Raw genomic sequence first — 22,783 nt, forward strand, 5'->3', positions numbered from 1 at the left:
TTTATTTAATATGAAATATATTTATTTAATATGAAATAGAATTTGTATTAAAATGTTATGTTATAATATCTAGCATAGAAACTTATTAAAATTGGGGGTATATAAAATGCTACTTTTAAAAAAAGACGACATAAAAAAAGTATTTACTATGAGAGATGCAATTGAGGCTGATAAAGAGGCTTTTAGAATTTATTGTGAAGGAAAAAGTGTAACTCCTTTGAGAACTAATATACCAGTTCCAAGTCAGGATGCTAGTATGTTATTTATGCCAGGATATGTAGAGGACTTAGGGTGTGCAGGAATAAAAATTGTATCTGTATTCCCTAAAAATGCTCAAAAAGGCAAACCAGTAATTCCAGCAACAGTATTATTATTAGATGGGGAGACTGGAGAAGTATGTGCTGCTTTAGATGGTACTTATATAACTCAAGTTCGTACTGGTGCAGCATCTGGTGCAGCTATAGATGTTTTAGCTAAAAAGGATTCTAAGATAGGGGCTTTAATAGGCTTGGGAGGACAAGGTGAGTCACAACTTGAAGCTATGTTAGAAGCTAGAAATTTAGATGAAGTAAGAGTTTTCAGTAGAAATAAAGAAAGTAGAGAAAAATTTGCAAAAGAGATGAACTTAAAGCTAAGTAAATATAATACTAAAATAGTTGCAGCTGAGTCATCTGATGAAGCCATAGATAATGCTGATGTAATAGTTTTAGCAACAACATCAAAAAAACCAGTATTTGATGGAAATTTGGTTAAAAAGGGAGCATTAGTGAGTGCTGTAGGTTCATACTTACCAGATATGCAAGAGATGTGTCCAACTTGTTTAACTAGAGCATCTAAGATATTTTTTGAATCAACAGATGCAGTTTTATCAGAATCAGGAGATATATTAATTCCTCTAGAAGAAGGTAAAATAAGCAAAGCTGATTTTAGTGGTGATTTGGGAAATGTTATAAATGGAACTATTTCCGGAAGAGAAAATGATGACGAAATAATTGTGTTTAAAAGTGTCGGAATAGGTGTACAAGATGTCGTAACAGCGAAAAGAATATATGATAAAGCAAAAGATAGAGGGATTGGAATAGATTGGGAATGGTAAAATTTTCAAAATAAACTTATAATTAGACAAAATTATGCTATAATATTAATAAATAAATTTTTTTATTCAATTAACTGAGGGAGGATATTTGTATGAAAATGGTAAAAAAATTAATCTTATCTTCTATTATGGCTTTAGTTTTAGTTCTAACTATAGGCTGTTCTAATGCAGAAGAAAAAGTAAAGTCGAATTTTGAAGCTAATTTAGCAGCACTAGAAATGTATAAATACGATGAAAAAGGCATTTCTGATGCTTTAACAGAAGCTGAATATAAACAAATTCAAACTTATAATAACACAGATAAAGTTTCAATGCTTGCTCAATTAACACCTCTTTATGGAAAAGAGAATGCTGAAAAGATATATGACACAATTGTTAAATTAATACAAGGTGTTGAAAAAACAGTAACAGTAGATTCTTCTAGTAAGGATAAGATAACTTTAAAAGTTGTAAGTAAAGCATTGGATACTAGTAAAGTAATGTCTGAGGCAAACGATTTAGTAAAATCATATGTAACTGATAAAAATAATTACAATAAAGCAGAAAAAGAAGTTCAAGATGATATGGCAAAAATGATTATAGACCTTTATAACAAAAAGCCAACGAAAGATGTTACAACTTCAATTACATATACAAAAAAAGATGGTAAATGGCAACCACCTAGCAATATACAAAAATTATGTGAAGGAATATATACAATTTAATTTATTTTAAAGACACTAAAACTATCTTTTAAACATATAATAAACTGTTTGAAAGATAGTTTATTTTATTATTTATTGAACACTACCTTTCAAATTTATTTGATATACTTGGCAATTTTGACTATATAAAACTTTCAATACAATTATGCTATATCTTGATAAAACATGGTGAATAATTGTGTGTTATATAGTCGAAAATATGATATATTAATATTATATTATATGATAAAAGTTTATTTATATGCTTTTAGGGAGATTTTTTATATAAAATGAAAGGGGTGTTTTTTATGTTATCAAGGCAAGAATTAAAAAGAGTATCAAAAGCTCAGTTATCTGGAAACTGGGGAACATGTGCAATTAATATGGCAATATATATTGCGTTGATAGTAGCTATATCATTTATAGGATTGCCTTTTGAACCCTTAACTACTATCATAGTAGCGATAATAGGTTTTTTAGTTGCAGCAGGATTTACATGTATGTTTTTAAAGATTACTAAAGATAAAAAAGTCAAGATGGGAGATATCTTCGTAAATGGAAGAATTTATTTAAGAAGTTTTGGACTTTATATATTAGAATCAATTGTTGTTTATATTTATTCTTTTATAATCACAATTATCGGAGCATTTTTGTCATTTGGAGTTTTACTCACTAGTGGAGCAATTGAATACCTATCAAGTAATAATGTTGGAGTAGGAACTGTAATTTCTACTGCCATAACTCTAGTTATTATAGTAATTGTGTTGATGTTGCCAGTTTATATATTGTTATTATACATTTCTCAAGCTGCTTTTTTAATATGTGAAGATAAAGATAATCTTGGTGTATTTAAAGCAATGGGTGCTAGTTTAGATATGATGAAGGGTAATGTACTTAAACTATTTATATTAAATCTTAGCTTTATAGGATGGTATATATTGACTATATTCACTTTAGGAATAGGTTTGTTATGGTTAATTCCATATATAGGAGTTACTAATTGTAATTTCTATAGAGAATTATTAAAAGATAATCCAGATGTAGAAGATATATTATTAGATAAGGAAAAATCTTATTCTATGTATTAAGATGGTTTTATAGTTAAATAAAATAAAGCTTTATTTAGATATTAAAGTATAAAAATGACAAGACTGTCTTTTACAAGAACTATTTCTTTAAAGGACAGTTTTTGTTATTAAAAAAATAAATGGTTGACATCACATAGACTACTGTGATAGTTTTAAATTATAATATTGACTATTGTGATAACCATATTTGAGGAGCGATTTTATATGGAAATAAAATTATTTGATTCAGAACTTAAGGTGATGGAAGTTCTATGGGAGATAGGAGAAAGTAAGGCAGGGGAATTAGTAAAAGTTTTAAAGGAAGAAACAGGGTGGAATAGAAACACTACGTATACAGTTATAAAAAAATTAGTATCAAAAGGTGCAATAGAAAGAATTGAACCAAACTTTGTTTGTAGACCTTTAATAAGCAAAGAAGAAGTTCAGAAGCATGAAACAGAAAGCTTAATTAATAAAATGTTTGGAGGGTCTTCAGAGAAATTTCTTTCAGCTTTTATTAATAAAGAAAATCTCTCAAGTGATGAGATTACAAAACTTAAACAAATTGTTGAGAAATTAAAGTGAGGTAAGATTAATGTTCACTAAATTGTTAGAAATGAGTGTTACTTCTGGGGTTTTAATTTTAATTGTTATTTTTATAAGAGCATGTTTGTTTAAAAAATTGCCTAAAAAAGTATTTGTATTATTATGGCTAGTTGTTTTGTTTAAACTTTTAGTACCAGTAAGTTTAAATTCTACTTTTAGTATTTATAGCATTATTGAGTCAAATTTTGATGCTCAATTGGGAAATGCATCCGCTGTGGATTATTCAATTAAGAAAAATAATAATTCTATCAGTAAGAATAATTTTGGAGATTCTAAGGCTTTATTCAATCTTGAGAATTTTACAGCATTGGAAGTATCAAGTATTTTAACGCTTGGAATTTCTATTACTTTTATTATGTTTTTATGCTTTAAGTATACCAGGACGATTAATCTTTTTAAAACTTCGATACATATAAAAAATCATGAATTTATTAAAAAGTGGGCATATGATAATAGAGGTTTTAGAAAATTCTTTGTTTGTATTTCTGAATTTACTAAAACACCTCTTACAACTGGTATTTTAAAACCGAATATTATTTTGCCAAAACAAATGGACTATAGCAATAACCAAACTCTAAACTTTGTCTTAACTCATGAATTGGTTCATATCAATAGGTTTGACAATATATTGAAGTTGTTTATGATTGTAGCTCTTGCTGTCCATTGGTTCAATCCTTTAGTTTGGGTAATGCTTTTTTTATTGAATAAAGATATAGAATTTAGTTGTGATGAAAAGGTAATGAGTATAGTTGGTGAAGAATATAGAGCTGATTATGCAACTGCGCTTATAAGTTTGGCAGAGGAACATAATACATTTCCAATGACACTTTATAACGGATTTGGAAAGACAAAGATAGAAGAAAGAATAGTTAATGTTATGAAGTTTAAAAAATCAACCTATATTACTTTTTTAGTTTCAGCTGTGTTAATTTGTGGGACTAGTGTTGTTTTTGCAACTGGAAATAAAGAAATTGATGAAGTTGAATCTTTTAATCTAATGGAAATTGAGCAAAGTAATAAAAACGACTTTTCAATAGGAGGTCAGCCATTAAAAATAGAATCTAAGATAAATAATACAAATATTTCTGTGGGATTATCAGCTAAAAGTGATGAAAGCATTGATTTAAGTACATCAGAAACATATAAAATGCAGAAAATTACTTCAAAGGTTGATGTAGAAGAAGTGTATTCTAATATGTCAAAGTATTCAGTTGTACCAACTGATAATATTTCTAAGAAGATATCTGTAACAAAAAGTATGAAGATTTTAACAAATAATAAATTGCAGTATAAAGATTCTGAAAGCAACTAGATATATGACAAATAAGGATGGGTTGAGAATTAGGAATACTATCTTAAAATAATTAAATTTATTTTGAGATAGTATTTTTTATTAAAAAATTTTATAGAAATACTTGACACAATTATGACTATTATGATAGTCTAAAGATGTAGTAAATAACTATTGCAATAGTCATAATGAACTACACTACCCAAATAAATCTCTAAGAAAGGAATATAAATTATGAAAATAAAAAAATCCCTTATAAGTGCAATGATGGTATCTGCTATGGTACTAGGAGGAACAGGAGCAGTATTTGCAAGTGGAAATGACGATGTATCTAATATTGAGTTATCTAAGTTTAAATCTCTAGTAGAATCAGGTGTAACTGATGCTGCTGACTTAGAAAAACATGGAGTTGAGTATTATACTTATGAAGAGTACGCTAAGCAGATTGAAGAGTTAAAAGCATATGCTAAAGACTCTTCAGCAGTTAAAGATGTAAGTTCAAAAGACCTTGAAGATACAATTAAGATTATGGAAAAAGATTTAGAAAAGATAAAAACTGAAGGCTTAAAGATAATGAAACCTATCGTAATAGATAATGAAGATGGAACTCAATTGGCAGTTTCTTTATCTAGAGCTGAATAATTAATATTAAATTTTTTAGATATAGGTGGAAAAAGTATTTAAAAAACTAAATAAGCGTAATTAAACATAGTAAACAAGAACAAAACAAGTAACAAATAAACGATAACAAAAGGCTTAAAGTCTATATGAAGATAGAGAAGTAAAAAATAAACAAATTAAATAGTATAAAAATAAATCTAGTCAAAGTAAAAGTATTAAACCCAGTTTGTAATGTTAACATTTTTTATATGTATTAAGAAATGTTAACATTACTTTTTTTATTCAAAATATGGATTTTTACTAAAAAACGTTGTAGAAATACTTGACATAAATATGACTATTATGATAGTCTAAAGGTGTAGTTAATAACTATTGCAATAGTCATTGTGAACTACACTACCCAAATAAATCTCTAAGAAAGGAATATGAGTTATGAAAATAAAAAAATCCCTTATAAGTACAATGATGGCATCTGCTATAGTATTAGGAGGAACAGGAGCAGTATTTGCAGATGGAAGTAGTGATGTATCTAATATTACGTTAGATAAATTTGATTCTCTAATAAAATCAGGAATAACTGAGCCTGCTGACTTAGAAAAATATGGAGTTGAGTATTACACTTATGAAGAATATGCTAAGCGTATTGAAGAATTAAAAGAGTATGCTAAAGACACTACACAAGTTAAAGACTTAAGTTCACAAGACCTTGAAAATACAATTAAGAGTATGGAAAAAGATTTAGAAAAGATAAAAAATGAAGGTTTAAAGATTATGAAACCTATTAGAATAGACAATGGAAATGGATTGATAGGTTTCTATGGTCGTTAAATAATTAAATGATACAAAAGTAAATCTAGACAAAGTAAGAGTACTAATTCAGCTTGTAATGTTAACATTTTTTAATGTATGTTAAGAAATGTTAACATTACTTTTTTTTTATTTAAAATAATATTGAAAATATTATGAAAATTCTAACGAAAATTAATTCTTAATTATTAGAGTCATTAAAATTTAAAGAAAAATGGCAATTTGGTATTTTAAAAGTGAGTTTTAAAAAAATTAAGGCTATTGGCATGGCAATTGCTTAGTAAATAAAATAAGAACAATATTATAAATTTATGGATTCATATTATTATTTGCTATCAATATTTAAATTGTATTGATAATAAATATATAGTTGATAGCTTCTAAAATGTATCGCTAACAAATACACTAAGTTATCAAAGAGGTATTATTTCTAAGGAGGGGGAAAGCATGAAACAATTGCTTACAGGAAATGAGGCAGTAGCACGTGGTGCTTACGAAGCAGGCATATCTTATGCAGCTGCTTATCCAGGAACACCAAGTACTGAAATATTGGAAAATATAGCACTATATAAAGATGACATAATTGCAGAGTGGGCACCAAATGAGAAAGTAGCAGTAGAGTCAGCAATAGGAGCCTCTATTGCAGGAGGTAGAGCCCTTGCAGCTATGAAGCATGTTGGAGTAAATGTTGCTGCAGACCCAATATTTACATATGCATATATGGGAGTAAATGGTGCGATGATTATTGTATCTGGAGATGACCCTGGCATGCACTCATCACAAAATGAACAAGATAATAGACATTATGCTAAATTTGCAAAGATAGCTATGATAGAACCAAGCAACAGCCAAGAATGTAAGGATATGCTAAAGGCTGCGGTTGAGATAAGTGAAAAATACGATACAACAGTTTTATTTAGAATGGTGACTAGAATATGTCATAGTAAAGGACTTGTTGAGTTAGGAGAAAAAGAAGAAACAATTGTAAAAAAATATGAAAGAAATCTTTCTAAGTTTGATGCTATTCCAGCAACTTCAAGAGGATTAAGAATTAAACTTGAAGATAGATTAAAAAAGCTTGAAGAGTTTTCTAATGAAACTGACTTAAACTTTATAGAATGGAATGATAAGAAAATAGGCGTGATAACTTCAGGAGCTTCTTATGAGTATGCTAAAGATGTGTTTGGAGATACTGTATCATATTTAAAATTAGGATTTACATATCCTCTTCCAACAAAGAAGATAAGAGGTTTTGCAGAACAAGTAGAAACTGTTTATGTAATCGAAGAATTAGAACCTTATATAGAAGAACATCTTAAAGAAAATAACATACCATGTATTGGAAAAGAAAAGATACCTAATATAGGTGAGTTAAATCCAGATATTATAGCTCAATCAATTTTGGGAGAAAAAAGAAAACTAATAGAGTATAGCCAAGAAAAAATAGTTGGCAGACCTCCAACTTTATGTGCAGGATGTCCACACAGAGGATTTTTCTATGAGCTAGGAAAGGTTAAAAATGTACTTATAAGTGGAGATATAGGATGTTATGGTCTAGGAGGAGCAGAGCCTTTAAATGCTAAAGATACTTGTATATGTATGGGAGGAGGGCCAGGTGTAGCTCATGGAGCACAAAAGATATTTACTAAAAATAATATTAACATGAGGACTATATCTACAATAGGAGATTCAACATTCTTTCATACAGGAATAAATGGTCTCATAGATATAATCTACAACAAAAGTAATACTGTAACATGTATTCTTGATAATAGAATTACTGGAATGACTGGTCATCAAGAAAATCCTGGAACTGGATTTTCATTGCAAGGTGATGTTACTGAAATGATGGACATTGAGACTATAGTAAAAGCTTTGGGTTGTAAAAATGTAAAGGTAGTTAATCCTAATATGTTGAATGAAGTTAAAGAAGCATTAAATTGGGCTTTATCAATTGATGAACCTTCAGTAATAATCACTAGATGGCCATGTGCATTAAAAAAATTTACAGAAGATGATAAAAAAAGATTCGACCTTACACCATCAATTTGTAGCGTAGATGATGAGAAATGTATTGGATGTAAGAAATGCCTTACAACAGGATGCCCTGCTTTGAGATTTGATAAATCTAAAAAGAAATCAAGTATAAATCAGGCTCAATGTGTAGGATGTACAGTATGTGCACAAGTATGTCCAGTAAATGCTATAAAAAAGGTTGGTGAAAAGTAATGAAAAAGGTTAAAAATGTATTGTTATCAGGAGTAGGAGGTCAGGGTACTGTTTTAGCAAGTAAAATACTTTCTGCTGGTCTTATAGATGCTGGATATGATGTTAAGATGTCAGAGGTTCATGGTATGGCTCAAAGGGGTGGAAGTGTAACAACACAAGTTAGATATGGAGAAAAAGTACACTCTCCTATACTTGGAAAAGGAGATGTTGACGTATTAGTTTCATTTGAGACTATGGAGGCTTTAAGATATCTTGATTTTCTTAAGCCTGAGGGTAAATTAGTAGTAAATGATTATGAAATGCCTTCTGCACCAATTTTAACAGGTAGAGTGGATTATCCTGAAAATATAATAGACGATATTAAAGAAAAAGTGGATGTAACAGTGATAAAGGCAGTTGATATTGCCAGAGGTTTTGGAAATGAGAAGGTTATGAATGTAGTACTTTTGGGAGCATTGATTAAGGCTTTACAGTTAGAAAATGATATAGATTGGGAAAAGATAGTATCACAACAGGTTAAACCTAAGTTTATAGAAATTAATATAAAAGCTTTAAGAGAAGGAATGAATATTTAGAAAATAAAAATTACAGATAAAAAACTATATAAAGAATCAGAAAAAATAATTATATATAATATACAAAGGGTTAGGAAAGATTAATTATAGATATAATACAAAAAGGGTTAGGAAAGATTAATTAAAAATATAATATATAAAGGGTTAAAAAATAATTGCAAAAAAAAACTATATGTAATAGTTATTTGATGCAATAGCTATTTACTGAGATAGTTATTTAAAAATGAAATTTTATCAATTTAAACATGGAAAATGAATACCTAAGTAAGTAATATTTAATAAATATATTTATATAGAGATAACAATAAAATAAATACTTGAAAGGAAGGAGAACTATTTAGATTATTAAATAGTATTTATAATATGAAAAAAGGCGATTTTATATGGAGTGGAGTTCTTATTTGTCTTATTGCTATTTTAGTGATACCAAGTAGTAGAGCGGTATTTATGGAAGCAACAGGTGCACATCCATATATTGGAGGTTTTTTCAAGTTTGCTGTGTTAGCAACAATGGGAGACTTACTTGGTGCTAGAATTTTGCATAAAGACTGGAAAATACCAGTAGGAATCTTTTACAGAGCTGTAGTTTGGGGAATTATAGGTGTAGTTACAACATATGCTATGTCAATTTACTCAGCAGGTGTAGGGCAGGCACAAGTAGATGGTATGCTTCCATTTGAAGGAATAGCTTTTGCAAATGCTCTATTTAAGAGTGCAACTATGAATATATTAATGTCACCAACTGTATTTTTATTCCATAAGGTTATGGATTGCTTTATAGATAAAAAATATGAAGTTGGAAAGGGTGTTAAGGTAGTTCTTAAAGATGTAGTAAATGTTGTAGACTGGAATGCATATCTTGGTTTTAGTGTTTTGAAAACTATACCATTTTTCTGGATACCATGTCATACAATTGTATTCTTGTTCCCTGCTGAATATAGAGTAATTGCCTCTGCTTTTGCATCTATAGCTCTAGGATTAATTTTAGCATTAGCCAATAAATCTAAAGCTACAAATTAAGATTATCAATAAAGTTAGAGTTATTAAGTTAGAATTATTGATTGCTGTTTTTAAGAAGCTTAAAATCCCCCATTTAAGAGTTTTAAGGTTCTAAAATAATAAGTTATAACTACAAAAAATGGCTGCTAAGACTATTATGATTATAGGTTAAAAAACTTATAACAGATAGTAGTTTATAACAGCCATTTTTTATGTTAAGCGAATAAGTTAGTTAAAATCTAAATTAGAGGATTTAAAGAAGCTATTCTAGTTGTAGCTACGTAAACCCTGGATATTTCATACCATGTCTTAAAGTCAACTACTCCAGTTTGAGGTAAACCAAAAATTCCTTGGAATATTTTTACAGAATTTTCTGTATCTGTACCATAGATTCCATCTTCCCTCACTTTTGGTATAGCTGGATAAGAATTAGATATAGCATTTAACTGGTTTTGTATAGTTCTAACGTATTGTCCAGAAGAACCAACTTGTAGTGTAGTTCCAGGAAATGATACTGGTACACCACTAACTACTGGAGCTTTTTCAAACACTATTTCGTCTCCATAGAAATATCTTAGTATTCTTTCATAATCGTATCCTTGGTCACCTAGGTCCTTACTACCCCATTGAGTCATTTGATTAGGACATTGAGATTTTTGACCATCACAATATTGAGCTAGTAGTGGCTGTCTTGATGTAGGAGGTCTTTTTATAAATGTATTAAATATAGCATCTACAACTACGTTAATTGGTTCAAATAAGTTTCTATTGTTTATAAATTTATGGTCATATGCTGTTGATGAGGTGATTGTAAAGTTATATCCTTTGTTTCTGTACCATTCAGTAAAGACTCTATTTAAAGTAAATGATATTATAGCTATTACATTTGCGTAGATTGTCTGCTCAGGCCAAGTTGAATATATTTCAGATGAGGCTATGTTTTTAATGTACTCTTTAAATGGAATCCAATAATTTGCCGCTGATGTATTTTCTGGTAAACCATCATGAACTACTATAAATTCAGGCACTACAGGGTTATCTAATACAACAAAACCAGTAGGTGGTGGTAATGGTTTTAGGTTACTTTCTGGAATTTTAGGAGGATAAGTACCGTATAAAGTATGTTCTCCTATATCAAAAATCAATTCACTTTGTCTTGAGAAGGAACGCTTACTTCTTGTTCTAGGAAACATAGGAACTCCTTGTCTCGCCTCAATTGTAGCTAGTAACTGTGTCCCTTCTATGACAACTGTCTCATATCCATCAGCTATAGCTTCTACTATATACTGGCTGTAAGGTCTAACATCAGATGGTTGTAGAGAGTAATCTACATCTGGTGCTGGTAATACTAATCCAGTCACTTGGCCAGATTCATTACTTATTAGGTTCTGGTATAAAGTTGATGAGCTTTGGCTACCATTAGACATTGAATATATGTTTACTGTTGCATTTTGAATGGGTCTATTGTTAGTAGCATCAATTATACTTACTGTTAAGAAACCATCTTGCATCAAATCACCCTTTCTTTAAATGAATTTAGTTCCCTTATATTTCAAGATATGAATATGGCTTGAGATTTGTTAAATAATATAGATATAAATTTAAATTTTTTTAAGTATTTTTAACCTATCAAATGATAAAGAGTTTAGTATATAAATTTGAGTGTAGAAAAATTTAAAATAAAAGCTGAAAGAAAATAAATTAAAAGTAAGTGTATATTTAAAACACAAATAAACTAAAAATAAGTAGTAATTATAAAACATGAATGAATTAAAAACTTTGAAAGGAAAATTACCTATGAAGCTGGATTTATTTTTATTAGCAGTAGTACCTATATTAATAGGTATGTTTTGGATAAGATCTAAAGATAAATATTGTAGAGAGCCACTAATCCATTTAATTAAATTTTTTATGATAGGTGCTTTTTTAAGTGTTATAATTATTCTTTTAGAAAATCTATTAATGAAGTTTAATGTATTTGAAGGATATTCAGAATTATTATATGTATCATTTATAGTTGCAAGTCTTGTGGAAGAAGGTGTAAAAGCTTTAATACTAATTCCTTCATTGATTAAAGAAAAGCATTTTACTGAAAAATTAGATGGTATTATTTATTCTGTATTTTTATCTTTAGGATTTGCAACAATTGAAAATATAGTTTATATTTTCTCTGAAAGTAGAAATTTAGCACTACAGGTTGGTATTAATAGAGCAGTTATCTCCATTCCAGCTCATGTAATGTTTGCTATTACTATGGGATATTATATTTCTAAGTATAAGTTTGAGGGGAATGAAATTAAAAAACGTGAATACTTATTTATGGCTGTATTAATTCCGATTTTATTACATGGAGTTTTTGATTTTATATTGATGATAGAATATAGATGGGCTATTATATTATTTATAGTTTATGTCATAATTTTGTGGAAAATAAATCTTGATAAACTTGAAAAATATATGAATAACTCTAAAAAAGTGTTTTTTGGAAACTTAAAGAAAAAGAAAAGAAAATAAATGACGAACAAGTAACGCAGATAAAAAGGGGGATTATAAATTTGGCAAATTTACCAAAAGAATTTTTAGAAGATATTAGAGAAATACTAGAAGATGAATATGATGATTTTATAAAAAGTTATAATGAAGAAAAGACTACTGGTCTTAGAATAAATACACTAAAAATTGATAAAGAAAAACTATTGAATTTAAATTTATTTGATTTATATCAGATACCGTGGGCAGATGAAGGTTTTTATTATGATGATAAAATTAATAGGCCTGGTAGAAATCCATTACATGAGGCTGGAGCATATTATTTACAAGAGCCTTCTGCAATGAGTGTAATACCAAAAGCAGATATTAAAGAAGGAGATAAAGTACTTGATATGTGTGCTGCACCTGGTGGCAAATCTACATATATATTATCTAGATTAAACAACACAGGTTTATTGGTTTCTAATGAGATTAATACAAGTAGAATTAAAGCTCTAGGAGAAAACTTAGAACGATTTGGGGCGAGAAATTGTATAATAACAAATACTGATTCTAATAGCTTAAGAAAGACATTTAATGGGTATTTTGATAAGGTGATTATAGATGCTCCTTGTTCTGGGCAAGGGATGTTTAGAAAAGATGAAGTGGCCATCTTAGATTGGAGTCAGGCAAAAGTAATTGAATGCCAATCTATTCAAAAAGAGATTATAAGAGATGGATATAAAATGTTAAAGAAAGATGGTATTTTAATTTACTCAACATGTACTTTTTCAAAAGAGGAGAATGAACATGTTATAAATGAGTTTATCAGTGAATATCCACATGCAGAACTTGTTGAGATGGAAAGGCTATGGCCTCATAAAATAAAGGGAGAAGGTCATTTTGTAGCTAAGATAAAAAAATTAGAAGAAGAAGAAAGTAATGTAAAAGAATTAAAAATAAAAAATTTAGATAAAGAAATAAAGGATTATAGGGAGTTTGAAAAGAAATTTTTAAAGACTGATTTTTATAGTAATAAAAAAAATAAATTTTATTTAAGAGGAGAAAATTTGTACCTACTTCCTGAAATATATCCAGATACAAAAAAACTAAAAGTATTGAGATACGGTTTGCATTTAGGGGTTTTAAAGAAGAATAGATTTGAGCCTTCTCATGCATTATCTCATTACTTAAAAGTTGAAGATGTAAAAAACGTTGAAAACTTTAGTGTACAAAGCGAATCGATTCTTAAATATTTAAAAGGGGATGTTATAAATTCTAATGAAAGTAGAGGATGGGTTTTGGTATCAGTTGAAGATATACCTTTAGGTTGGGGAAAAGAATCTGCTGGTACAATTAAGAATCATTACCCTAAAGGTCTTAGAAAAGTATTTTAAACTATTAGAAAAAAGAAGTATAATATTTATATTGTAAGTTTATGGTAGATTAGTTTTGCTGTAGATTGACTTAATATTGAACACAGAGGAGACGATTTTAGTGGGTGAAGCAGTTAAAAAAGAAGTTGTAGAGTGGATAAAAGTGATTGTCATAGCTCTTGTTTTGGCATTTGCAATAACGCGTTTTATAGTGCCAACAATAGTTAAAGGAGAATCAATGTATCCTACGCTTGTAGAACGTGATTATTTGATAGTCAATAGAATTGCGTACAAAGTAGGAGAGCCAAAATACAAAGATATAATAGTATTCAAAACAGACTTAACAGAAGAAAATGGAAAGAAAAAAGATTTAGTAAAAAGAGTTATCGGGGTTCCTGGTGACCATGTAAAGATAAAAGACTCCAAGGTATATGTAAATGATAAATTGTTAGATGAAGTTTCCTATATACATAATAATCGTACTGATGGAGATATTGATATAGTAGTTCCAGAAGGAAAATTATTTGCAATGGGAGACAATAGAGAAAGAAGTTTAGATAGTAGATACGATGAGGTTGGATTGGTCGACGAGCACACCGTTCTAGGAAAAGTTCTAGTCAGATTGTATCCATTTTCTAAGATAGGAACTATTGACTAAACATTATAAATATAAAATTTGGAGCAATCGCTGATTAACTGAAATCACCAGACCATACACAATAGTTGTCTATATAAAAAAGACAACACCTTATTTAGTAGACTTATCTAAAAGATAGTGCTTAAAAGTAGCATTATCAATAAAGATAATATAACTATAAAGGAGAATTTGTGAATGAATGAAACTATTAAAGAAGAGATTGTAGAGTGGATAAAAATAATTATTACTGCACTTTTTTTGGCATTTATTATAACTCGCTTTATAAAACCAACATTAGTAAATGGAGAATCAATGTACCCAACACTTAAACCACACGATTACTTAGTGGCAAATAGAATAACATATAAATTATCAGAACCAAAATGTGGAGATATAATGATATTTAAGACTGACTTGTTGCAAGATAATGGGAGAAAAAAAGAGTTAGTAAAAAGGGTTATAGGTGTACCAGGAGACCATTTAAAAATTAAAGATTCTAAGGTTTATATAAATGGTAAGTTATTAAATGAAGTTTCATATATACATGATAATTATACTGAAGGCGAGATTGATATGGTGATTCCTCAAGGTAAAGTATTTGCTATGGGAGATAATAGAGAAGTAAGTTTAGATAGTAGGTATAAAGAAGTAGGATTAGTGGATGAACAAAATATTAAAGGAAAAGTTATTTTAAGAGTGTTTCCTTTTACACAAATAGGTATTTTTGAGTAGGTGATTTGTATGGCAGTTGGTGTGGCATCTTTGTTGTTTAATATTGAGGGTGCTTTAAAACTTTGTGAAAGTACAAAGGAAATAACTCATTTGGAAATTGGTATTGATAATATATATGAATGTAGTGAGTTATGTAAATATAAGCAGAGAATTTCTAAACTAGGGTTGTCTATAGGGATACATTTACCTATGGAATTAAACACTTGTGAAAATATAGAATATATACGAGCTTCATGGATAAGTTTTATTGAGAAGATAGAATTAGAGCTAAAAGGATTTGATATAAGGTACTTTAATCTTCATTTGGGTTATGTTATGACAAATAGACTTAAAAATAATAGGGACAAGTATTTAGATAATAGTGTAGATTTTTTTAATAAAATAAATACAGATTCACATATTTGTATAGAGAATACTTATTCAAAAGGTGGGGATTTTTCAAATATTGGAAATATATCCTATGATTTTGAATATATATTTAAGAGGATTAAAAATTCTAAGATTTGTTTTTGTTACGATACTGGACACTGTTTAATTGATGAGGATGATTATTTAAATAACTTGAAAGATAAGATAAAATTGATACATTTAAGTGATAATGATGGTATCAATGATATACATGTTGGTATAGGAAGAGGTATTTTATCTGAAGAGAGTGTTAAAGAGGTTTTAAAATTAGATGCAGAATATTTAGTATTAGAAATAAATTACGAAGACATTGAAGATACTATAAGTAAATTGAATCATATTGTAGGAGAGGGTTAAATACCTCTCTTTATCTTGTTGATATGCCTCGTTGATTAAAATGTATATTCATCAAAAGGAAGGAGATGTTGAAGTGAAGAAAATAAATTTAAAAATAGACGGAAGAAGTAAGGAGTATTCATTAGACGAAAATTCTTTGGGAATTAGACTAGGAGATATAGCAAAAGAGTTTTGTGATGAACATAAAGGATATATAACACTTGCGGTTGTAGATAATAAATTGAAAGAGTTAAATTATAGAGTGAAAAAGGATTGTGAGATAGAGTTTTTGGATACGACAAATGAAGATGGAGAAAGAGTTTACTTTAGAGTCATGTCATTTGTGTTTGTGATGGCTTGTAGAGAGATATTTTGGGACAGCAGAGTTACAATAGAACATTCACTATCTGGTGGACTATATTGTGAAGTTCATATAGAGAGAAAACTTAAAGAAGTTGATGTTGAAAATATAAAAAATAAAATGAAAGAGATAATAAATAATGACTACACTATAGAAAAAATAGAAGTTACGAGGGATGAAGCTATTTCTATATTTGAAAATAATGAGATGTATGAAAAAGCAGAACTTTTGAAATACAAGGAATATGATAGTGCTAAAGTATATAAATGTAGAAACTATATAGACCATTTTTATGGATATATGTTGCCATCAACTGGTTATATAAAATCGTTTGATATCATACTTTACAATGGAGGTATTATAATTTTAGGGCCTAGTGAAGAAGATAAGACTCTACCTATGAAATTTATACCTCAACCTAAGCTATCAAACGTATATTATGAAGCAGAAGAATGGTCAAGACTAATGGGAATTGATAAGGTAGTATCACTTAACAGAATAATAGAAAATAATGAATATGGAGATATAATAAGAACATTTGAAGCATTACATGAAAAGAAACTATCTCAAATAGCAGATATGATAAAAGATAACAATAAGAGAGTAGTTTTAATAGCAGCGCCATCATCATCTGGAAAAACAAGCTTTGCTCATAGACTATCAATACATCTTAGAGTAAATAACTTAAATCCGATTTCAATATCTTTAGATGATTATTTTATAGATAGAAAACATACTCCTTTAGATGAATATGGAAACTATGATTTTGAGTCAATTTATGCTATAGATTTAGAGAGATTCAACTTAGATTTAAATAAACTTTTAGCAGGTGAAGAAATTGAGGATATAAGGTTTAACTTTAAAGCTGGGGAAAGAGAATATACTGGTAAAAAGATAAAGATAGACTCAAATCAACCAATTATATTAGAAGGTATACATGGGCTAAACCCTATTTTAACAGCATCTATACCAGATGAAGATAAATTTAAGATATACATAAGTGCCCTTACTCAAATAAATTTAGATGACCATAATAGAATTCCTACTGCCGATTTGAGAATGATAAGAAGAATTGTTAGAGATTATAATTTTAGAGGATATAGCGCTGATAATACTATTTTGCAATGGGCATCAGTTAGAAGAGGAGAAAAGAAAAATATATTCCCTTATCAAGATGAAGCAGATGCTATATTTAATTCCGCTTGTGTGTATGAATTAGCGGTTTTAAAGCGATTTGCTAAGCCTCTATTGGAGGAAATAGATGAAGATAATCCTGCTTATATTGAAGCTACTAGATTATTAAAGTTTTTACAGTATTTTGTTGAACTAGATGATATTTCTGATATACCAGGAACTTCAATCCTTAGGGAATTTATTGGAGGAAGTAAAATAGTTGATTAGCATGTATTATTGATTATTTTATTGTACTCATATTGAACTAAATATTTTTTTAGAGATACTGAATAATCTATGGTTTATATTTTAAGTAATATTGCTGGAGTATTAAAGTGAAAATTCTATTTAGTTATCAAAAATTCTTTGTTTTGTGAGAATTAGTATAGATAATAAATACTATTTAACTTTAATACTCCTTTTATAATATTATGATATTTTTTATAATATATTTGAAAAATAAAGTTAAGTCTGCAAAAAATAGTTTTAAAGTATAATTTCTTTTAACACTGTTTTATTATAGTATAAACTTGTGCTAAAATAGAGTATATAACATAAGATGATGAGGTGCATATGAATACGTTAGATGAGACATTATTAAAAGAAATTATAAGTTCTAATAAAAAATATACAAATTATGGACAAGTTGCTAGTTACATACCAGAATTAAAAAATGCTCGTAGAAATGATTTAGGAATTTGTATTATAGATAGTGAAAATAACATTTATAGTGCTGGAAATTGTAGCACAAAATTTACAATACAAAGCATTTCAAAACCAATTGTGCTTGCCATGGCACTTATGGACAATGACTGGGAAGACGTTTTTTCAAATGTTGGAATGGAGCCAAGTGGAGACCCATTTAATTCTATAATGAAACTTGAGATTAATGATACTAAAAAGCCTTGTAATCCAATGATAAATGCAGGAGCAATAGTTACCACTTCTCTTATAAATGGGAGCTGTTTGGAAGAAAAAGAAGAAAGAATGCTTAGCTTTTTTAGAAAGTTGGCAAGAAATGATAACATAGGAATAAATTATGATGTCTATAAGTCTGAAAAAATGACTGGAGATAGAAATAGAGCTATGGCTTATCTGTTAAAAAGTGATGGATTTATCAGAGGTAATGTAGAAGATGTTTTAGACCTTTATTTTAAACAATGCTCAATTGAGGTAGATTCTATAGATTTAGCGAGAATTGGTATAAATCTTGCTAATTATGGAGTAGACATAGAAAATGGAGAGCATTTAATGAGTGAAATGGTATCTAGAATTGTCAAGACATTTATGATGACTTGTGGAATGTATGATGCTTCTGGGGAATTTGCTATTAAAGTTGGAATTCCTGCAAAATCTGGAGTTGGGGGTGGTATAATGGCTTCTGTGCCAGGACGTATGGGTATTGGTGTTTATGGACCTGCACTTGACAAAAAAGGTAACAGCGTCGCAGGAGTTAAAGTTTTAGAGGAGTTGTCAAATAAACTCAGATTAAATATTTTTTAAAATTTTAAGAAAGGATTTTTTTGACAACAACATATAATTTAATATATAATTAAATTGTAAAGAAATATGAATTAAATAAATTTTTTAGGAGGGGTCAATGAAAGAGGTATTGGTATTACGAGATTTGGAGTGCATAAAGGCTATTGCACATCCACGTAGAATAGATATTCTAAAAGCATTTGACAAATCGCCATTGTCAGCAAAACAATTATCTCAATTATTGGAAGAACCTCATGCAAAAATAAACTACCACATAAAAATGTTATACAAAGTTGGTATTTTAGAATTAGTTGAGGAAAAAATAAAGTCGGGGATTGTGGAAAAATATTATTATCCAAGTGCAAAAAATGTGGTTATAGGGAATAGGATACTTAATTTTTCTTTAGACAATGGGGAAGAAAAAGAAGAATTGTACATATCAAGATTTGAAAATATGAGTGAAGTTTTTTATAAAGCAGCAGAGGAAGATGTTTTAGAAAATGAAAATATAGTTGATTATCATGATATTTCTCTTACTCATGATGAATTAGTTGAACTTAATGATACTATGAAATCAAAGATAGATGAAATTTTAAATAAAAGACAAGACAGCGTTGAAGGTTCTAAGTATGATATAGCTATGGTTGTAGTTCCTACAGTTGAAGAAGAATGTCCTAATTAGAATCATTAATTATGTATTAGTTATAAAACATAAGATTAGAGATTGAACATCAGAATTTACTTAATAATCAAAAAATACTTTTGAGCATGAGTAAAATAATGATTTTTAATCTCTATTTTTTTGTTATTTGAATGACTAAATATACTCTTTGAAATTTATCAAAATGGGTATAATTAAACTATAAATATTAAAATTTAGAATTAATATATACGAAATTAATTATAGTTATACTAAAATTAAGACTTAAGTATCAAAAATTTATAAATTAAAATTATGTACAACCAAAAGGAGATTAATATGATTAAATTAGGAACACATATTTCAATAGCAAAAGGATTTGCAAAGGCAGCCGAAACAGCTGTATATATTGATGCAAATACATTTCAATTTTTTAGTAGAAACCCAAGAGGAGGAAATGCTAAAGAATTTGATGAGAAAGATATAGCTAAATTTCAAGAAATTAGAAAAGCAAACAATTTTGCACCATTACTTGCACATGCTCCATATACTATGAATCTAGGTGGAGTGAAGGATGATGTTTATGAATTCGCAACAAGAGTAATAGATGAAGATATAAGAAGAATGGATTCACTAGGTATAGAATACATGTGTTTTCACCCTGGAAGTCATGTAGGTGGTGGAGTAGACTTTGGTATAGATAGGATAGTAAAAGGGCTAAACAATGCTATTAAAGGAGATGAAAATATAACTATACTCCTTGAAACAATGTCAGGAAAAGGGACTGAAATAGGATTTAGTTTTGAGCAGTTAAAGAGCATAATAGACAATGTCGAACATAAAGAAAGAATAGGTGTGTGTCTTGATACATGTCATATTTTTTCAGCTGGTTATGATATAGTTAATGACTTGGATGGAGTTTTAGGGGAATTTGACAAGATTATAGGTATAGATAGATTAAAAACTATACATTTAAATGATAGTATGATGCCATTTGGGGATAAAAAAGATAGACATGCTCCTATAGGTGAAGGTAAGATAGGGCTAAAAGCTTTAACTGATTTTATGGAACATCCAAGCATTAAAGATTTGCCATTCTTCTTAGAAACACCTTTTGATGAAGAAGGTCATAAGAGAGAGATTAAGATGATTAAAGAAATTTTATCTAGTAAATAGTATTTTGATATGATGTAAATAATATTTTGATGCTATTTAAGTAGCATTTTGATTATATTTGGATTAAATTTAGATTATATGCTAGTGAAATATAGATTGGTATATTATGAAGCATATTAAATAAAATTTTGATGTAATATAAAAGAGCATATTATAAACTATATAAATAAACTTGATAAAATGTGTATATATTTTAAATAGTATATAAATAGATTGCAAAAATTCTCATAATTTGTTGTATAATTAAAAGTAACATGTTAATAATGTTTAAAATTAATTAAAAGTTAGGTGGGGAAAGCTATGAGAAATTTAGGCAAGACTAGTATGAAGATAAAAAGAGTCGGTTTTGGGGGAATTCCAATACAAAGAATTACACAAGAGGATACTAATTTAGTTATAAATGAGCTAGAAAAACAAGGAATAAACTTTATTGATAGCGCAAGGGGATACACAATAAGTGAAGAAGCTATTGGAATTGCTATAGAAGGAAAAAGAGATAAATTTTTCCTAGCTACTAAAAGTATGTCTAGGGATTATGATTCAATGAAGAAAGATGTGGAAATAAGTTTAAATAACTTTAAAACTGATTTTATAGATTTATATCAATTTCACAATGTTAAAGAAGAAGAGTATGACAATATTTTTAAAGATAAAATGGCTTATAGTGCCCTTTTAGAAGCAAAAGAACAAGGGAAGATAAAACATATTGGTATAACTAGCCATAACTTAAACACTATAGAAAGAGCTTTAGAAAGTGGCAAATTTGATACTATACAATTTCCTTACAATATAGTTGAAGGACAAGCAGATGAGGTATTTAAAAAAGCTCATGAAAAAGGAATTGGTATAATAGTAATGAAACCTTTAGCTGGTGGAGCTTTAGATAATGCTACATTGGCTATTAAGTATATATTGTCTAAGGATTATATAGATGTGGTTATACCAGGAATGGATAGTGTTGAACAAGTTAGACAAAATGTCGCTGTGCTTGAAAATCTTGTATTAGATGAGGATGATGAGAAAAAAATTGAAGAAATAAGAAATTCTCTAGGTAAAAAATTCTGTAGAAGATGTGAATATTGTATGCCTTGTGCTGTTGGAATAAATATACCTTTAAGCTTCTTATGCGAAGGATATTACACTAGATATGGATTAGAGGAGTGGGCTAAGGAAAAATATGAGGTTATGGATGTTAAACCTACTGAGTGTATTGACTGTGGTCTTTGTGAAAGTCGATGTCCATATGAACTTCCTATAAGAGAAATGTTGAAGACTGTTGTTGAAAAGCTAGGATAGATTTTACTTATTGAAATCGGTGTAATAAATTTACGCCGATTTCTTTTTTTATGTAAGTATAATTATTATGATAAGATTGTGTTTATGAAAGTATTAAGTGTTATGTCTGTGCAATTATTAAGTGTTATGTTTATGCAAGTATTAATTATTATATAAATATTGTTTTTGCATCAATATAGATTTATATAGCATATACAGATTTTTATTTTTCAAAAATATTATAAGATATATCGTATTTAGATATTGGATAAAGTTCAATTTCAACTCTAGGATTGTCCTTATCTATAAAATCAAATAAAAGTACTGGCTTAAGCTGCTTATCATTTTTTATTATTCCACTTTTTTCAATACCATCACAAATGCTCTTTGGATAGTTATGTAAATCTCCCATTCTCTTGTTAGGGAAGAATAATTTTAACACTGTTATTAAATTTTCTTCAACAGTTTCTCCTTGATACTGTTGATTTATAAAACCTGCAATCATGTTCTCATATGCTAAATACTTAGAATATTTTCCCTTTGAAGGCATCCATGCTTGACCATTTATATTATGAAGTTTAAAATTAGATTTACTAATGGGTCTACCTGGTATTGTTATTTTAATCAATTTATTCACCATCCTTATACAGTATTTATTATAATCTGTGGATGATTTAAAAGCAAATTCTTATTTGTTGTACCTTTTTGAATAACAAAGTCTAATTGGATAAGATATGATTTTAA

Annotated in this window: 22 protein-coding genes; 20 read left to right on the top strand and 2 right to left on the bottom strand. The window is 28.6% G+C overall.

The window, feature by feature from the left end:
- The first annotated feature begins 106 nt into the window (after window positions 1-106).
- The 10 genes from IC219_RS06605 (at window position 107) to IC219_RS06650 (ending at window position 9,995) form a co-directional block, all read left to right on the top strand.
- The gene (locus IC219_RS06605) at window positions 107-1,096 is read left to right on the top strand and encodes an ornithine cyclodeaminase family protein (RefSeq protein ID WP_227433628.1); all 990 of its coding nucleotides are present in this window, start codon (window positions 107-109) and stop codon (window positions 1,094-1,096) included.
- Between the two features lie 92 nt (window positions 1,097-1,188).
- On the top strand, window positions 1,189-1,800 hold the full coding sequence (locus tag IC219_RS06610; RefSeq protein ID WP_227433627.1) for a hypothetical protein: 612 nt from the start codon (window positions 1,189-1,191) through the stop codon (window positions 1,798-1,800).
- A gap of 287 nt (window positions 1,801-2,087) precedes the next feature.
- Window positions 2,088-2,867: a DUF975 family protein gene (locus IC219_RS06615; protein WP_227831369.1), complete on the top strand. Its 780-nt coding sequence runs from the start codon at window positions 2,088-2,090 to the stop codon at window positions 2,865-2,867.
- Between the two features lie 204 nt (window positions 2,868-3,071).
- Window positions 3,072-3,431 (top strand): BlaI/MecI/CopY family transcriptional regulator, encoded by a 360-nt coding sequence (locus tag IC219_RS06620; protein ID WP_227433625.1) that lies wholly within the window; start codon window positions 3,072-3,074, stop codon window positions 3,429-3,431.
- Between the two features lie 10 nt (window positions 3,432-3,441).
- A complete protein-coding gene (locus IC219_RS06625; protein WP_227831368.1) occupies window positions 3,442-4,764 on the top strand; it encodes a M56 family metallopeptidase in 1,323 nt (440 codons plus the stop codon).
- 213 nt (window positions 4,765-4,977) lie between these two features.
- Window positions 4,978-5,385: a hypothetical protein gene (locus IC219_RS06630; RefSeq protein WP_227433623.1), complete on the top strand. Its 408-nt coding sequence runs from the start codon at window positions 4,978-4,980 to the stop codon at window positions 5,383-5,385.
- 411 nt (window positions 5,386-5,796) lie between these two features.
- A complete protein-coding gene (locus IC219_RS06635) occupies window positions 5,797-6,192 on the top strand; it encodes a hypothetical protein (protein ID WP_227433622.1) in 396 nt (131 codons plus the stop codon).
- 426 nt (window positions 6,193-6,618) lie between these two features.
- On the top strand, window positions 6,619-8,400 hold the full coding sequence (iorA, locus tag IC219_RS06640; RefSeq protein ID WP_227433621.1) for an indolepyruvate ferredoxin oxidoreductase subunit alpha: 1,782 nt from the start codon (window positions 6,619-6,621) through the stop codon (window positions 8,398-8,400).
- Window positions 8,400-8,975 (top strand): indolepyruvate oxidoreductase subunit beta, encoded by a 576-nt coding sequence (locus IC219_RS06645; protein ID WP_227433620.1) that lies wholly within the window; start codon window positions 8,400-8,402, stop codon window positions 8,973-8,975. The genes iorA and IC219_RS06645 overlap by 1 nt, the downstream gene beginning before the upstream one ends.
- Before the next feature lie 363 nt (window positions 8,976-9,338).
- Window positions 9,339-9,995, top strand: a complete 657-nt coding sequence (locus tag IC219_RS06650; RefSeq protein ID WP_227433619.1) for a hypothetical protein — start codon at window positions 9,339-9,341, stop codon at window positions 9,993-9,995.
- A 218-nt stretch (window positions 9,996-10,213) separates the two neighbouring features.
- Here IC219_RS06650 and sleC read toward each other — a convergent pair whose 3' ends face one another.
- The gene (gene sleC / locus IC219_RS06655; protein WP_227433618.1) at window positions 10,214-11,485 is read right to left on the bottom strand and encodes a spore cortex-lytic germination protein SleC; all 1,272 of its coding nucleotides are present in this window, start codon (window positions 11,483-11,485) and stop codon (window positions 10,214-10,216) included.
- Window positions 11,486-11,735: 250 nt separating this feature from the next.
- On the opposite strand from sleC, the gene IC219_RS06660 reads away from it, so the two are divergent.
- From IC219_RS06660 to IC219_RS06705, 10 genes are all read left to right on the top strand, one after another.
- Complete coding sequence (locus IC219_RS06660) at window positions 11,736-12,488, top strand: PrsW family intramembrane metalloprotease (protein ID WP_227831367.1); 753 nt, start codon at window positions 11,736-11,738, stop codon at window positions 12,486-12,488.
- 41 nt (window positions 12,489-12,529) lie between these two features.
- A complete protein-coding gene (locus IC219_RS06665; RefSeq protein WP_227433616.1) occupies window positions 12,530-13,840 on the top strand; it encodes an RsmB/NOP family class I SAM-dependent RNA methyltransferase in 1,311 nt (436 codons plus the stop codon).
- Window positions 13,841-13,940: 100 nt separating this feature from the next.
- Window positions 13,941-14,477, top strand: a complete 537-nt coding sequence (lepB, locus tag IC219_RS06670) for a signal peptidase I (protein ID WP_227433615.1) — start codon at window positions 13,941-13,943, stop codon at window positions 14,475-14,477.
- A 174-nt stretch (window positions 14,478-14,651) separates the two neighbouring features.
- On the top strand, window positions 14,652-15,188 hold the full coding sequence (gene lepB, locus IC219_RS06675; RefSeq protein ID WP_227433614.1) for a signal peptidase I: 537 nt from the start codon (window positions 14,652-14,654) through the stop codon (window positions 15,186-15,188).
- A 9-nt stretch (window positions 15,189-15,197) separates the two neighbouring features.
- Window positions 15,198-15,953, top strand: a complete 756-nt coding sequence (locus IC219_RS06680; RefSeq protein WP_227433613.1) for a sugar phosphate isomerase/epimerase family protein — start codon at window positions 15,198-15,200, stop codon at window positions 15,951-15,953.
- Between the two features lie 73 nt (window positions 15,954-16,026).
- Window positions 16,027-17,694, top strand: a complete 1,668-nt coding sequence (locus IC219_RS06685; protein WP_227433612.1) for a nucleoside kinase — start codon at window positions 16,027-16,029, stop codon at window positions 17,692-17,694.
- Window positions 17,695-18,039: 345 nt separating this feature from the next.
- Entirely contained in the window at window positions 18,040-18,969 is a 930-nt protein-coding gene (gene glsA, locus IC219_RS06690) for a glutaminase A (protein WP_227483645.1), read from the top strand.
- Window positions 18,970-19,066: 97 nt separating this feature from the next.
- Window positions 19,067-19,630, top strand: a complete 564-nt coding sequence (locus IC219_RS06695) for an ArsR/SmtB family transcription factor (protein ID WP_227433610.1) — start codon at window positions 19,067-19,069, stop codon at window positions 19,628-19,630.
- Window positions 19,631-19,927: 297 nt separating this feature from the next.
- Window positions 19,928-20,764, top strand: a complete 837-nt coding sequence (locus IC219_RS06700; protein ID WP_227433609.1) for a deoxyribonuclease IV — start codon at window positions 19,928-19,930, stop codon at window positions 20,762-20,764.
- A gap of 300 nt (window positions 20,765-21,064) precedes the next feature.
- Window positions 21,065-22,060, top strand: coding sequence for an aldo/keto reductase (locus IC219_RS06705; RefSeq protein ID WP_227433608.1), 996 nt, complete (start codon window positions 21,065-21,067; stop codon window positions 22,058-22,060).
- Window positions 22,061-22,262: 202 nt separating this feature from the next.
- On the opposite strand, the gene IC219_RS06710 is transcribed toward IC219_RS06705, so the two are convergent.
- Window positions 22,263-22,667: a RusA family crossover junction endodeoxyribonuclease gene (locus IC219_RS06710; protein WP_227433607.1), complete on the bottom strand. Its 405-nt coding sequence runs from the start codon at window positions 22,665-22,667 to the stop codon at window positions 22,263-22,265.
- Between the last annotated feature and the right edge of the window lie 116 nt (window positions 22,668-22,783).

Origin of the sequence: Clostridioides sp. ES-W-0018-02 (genome assembly GCF_020658175.1) — a bacterium.
Lineage (GTDB): Bacteria > Bacillota > Clostridia > Peptostreptococcales > Peptostreptococcaceae > Clostridioides.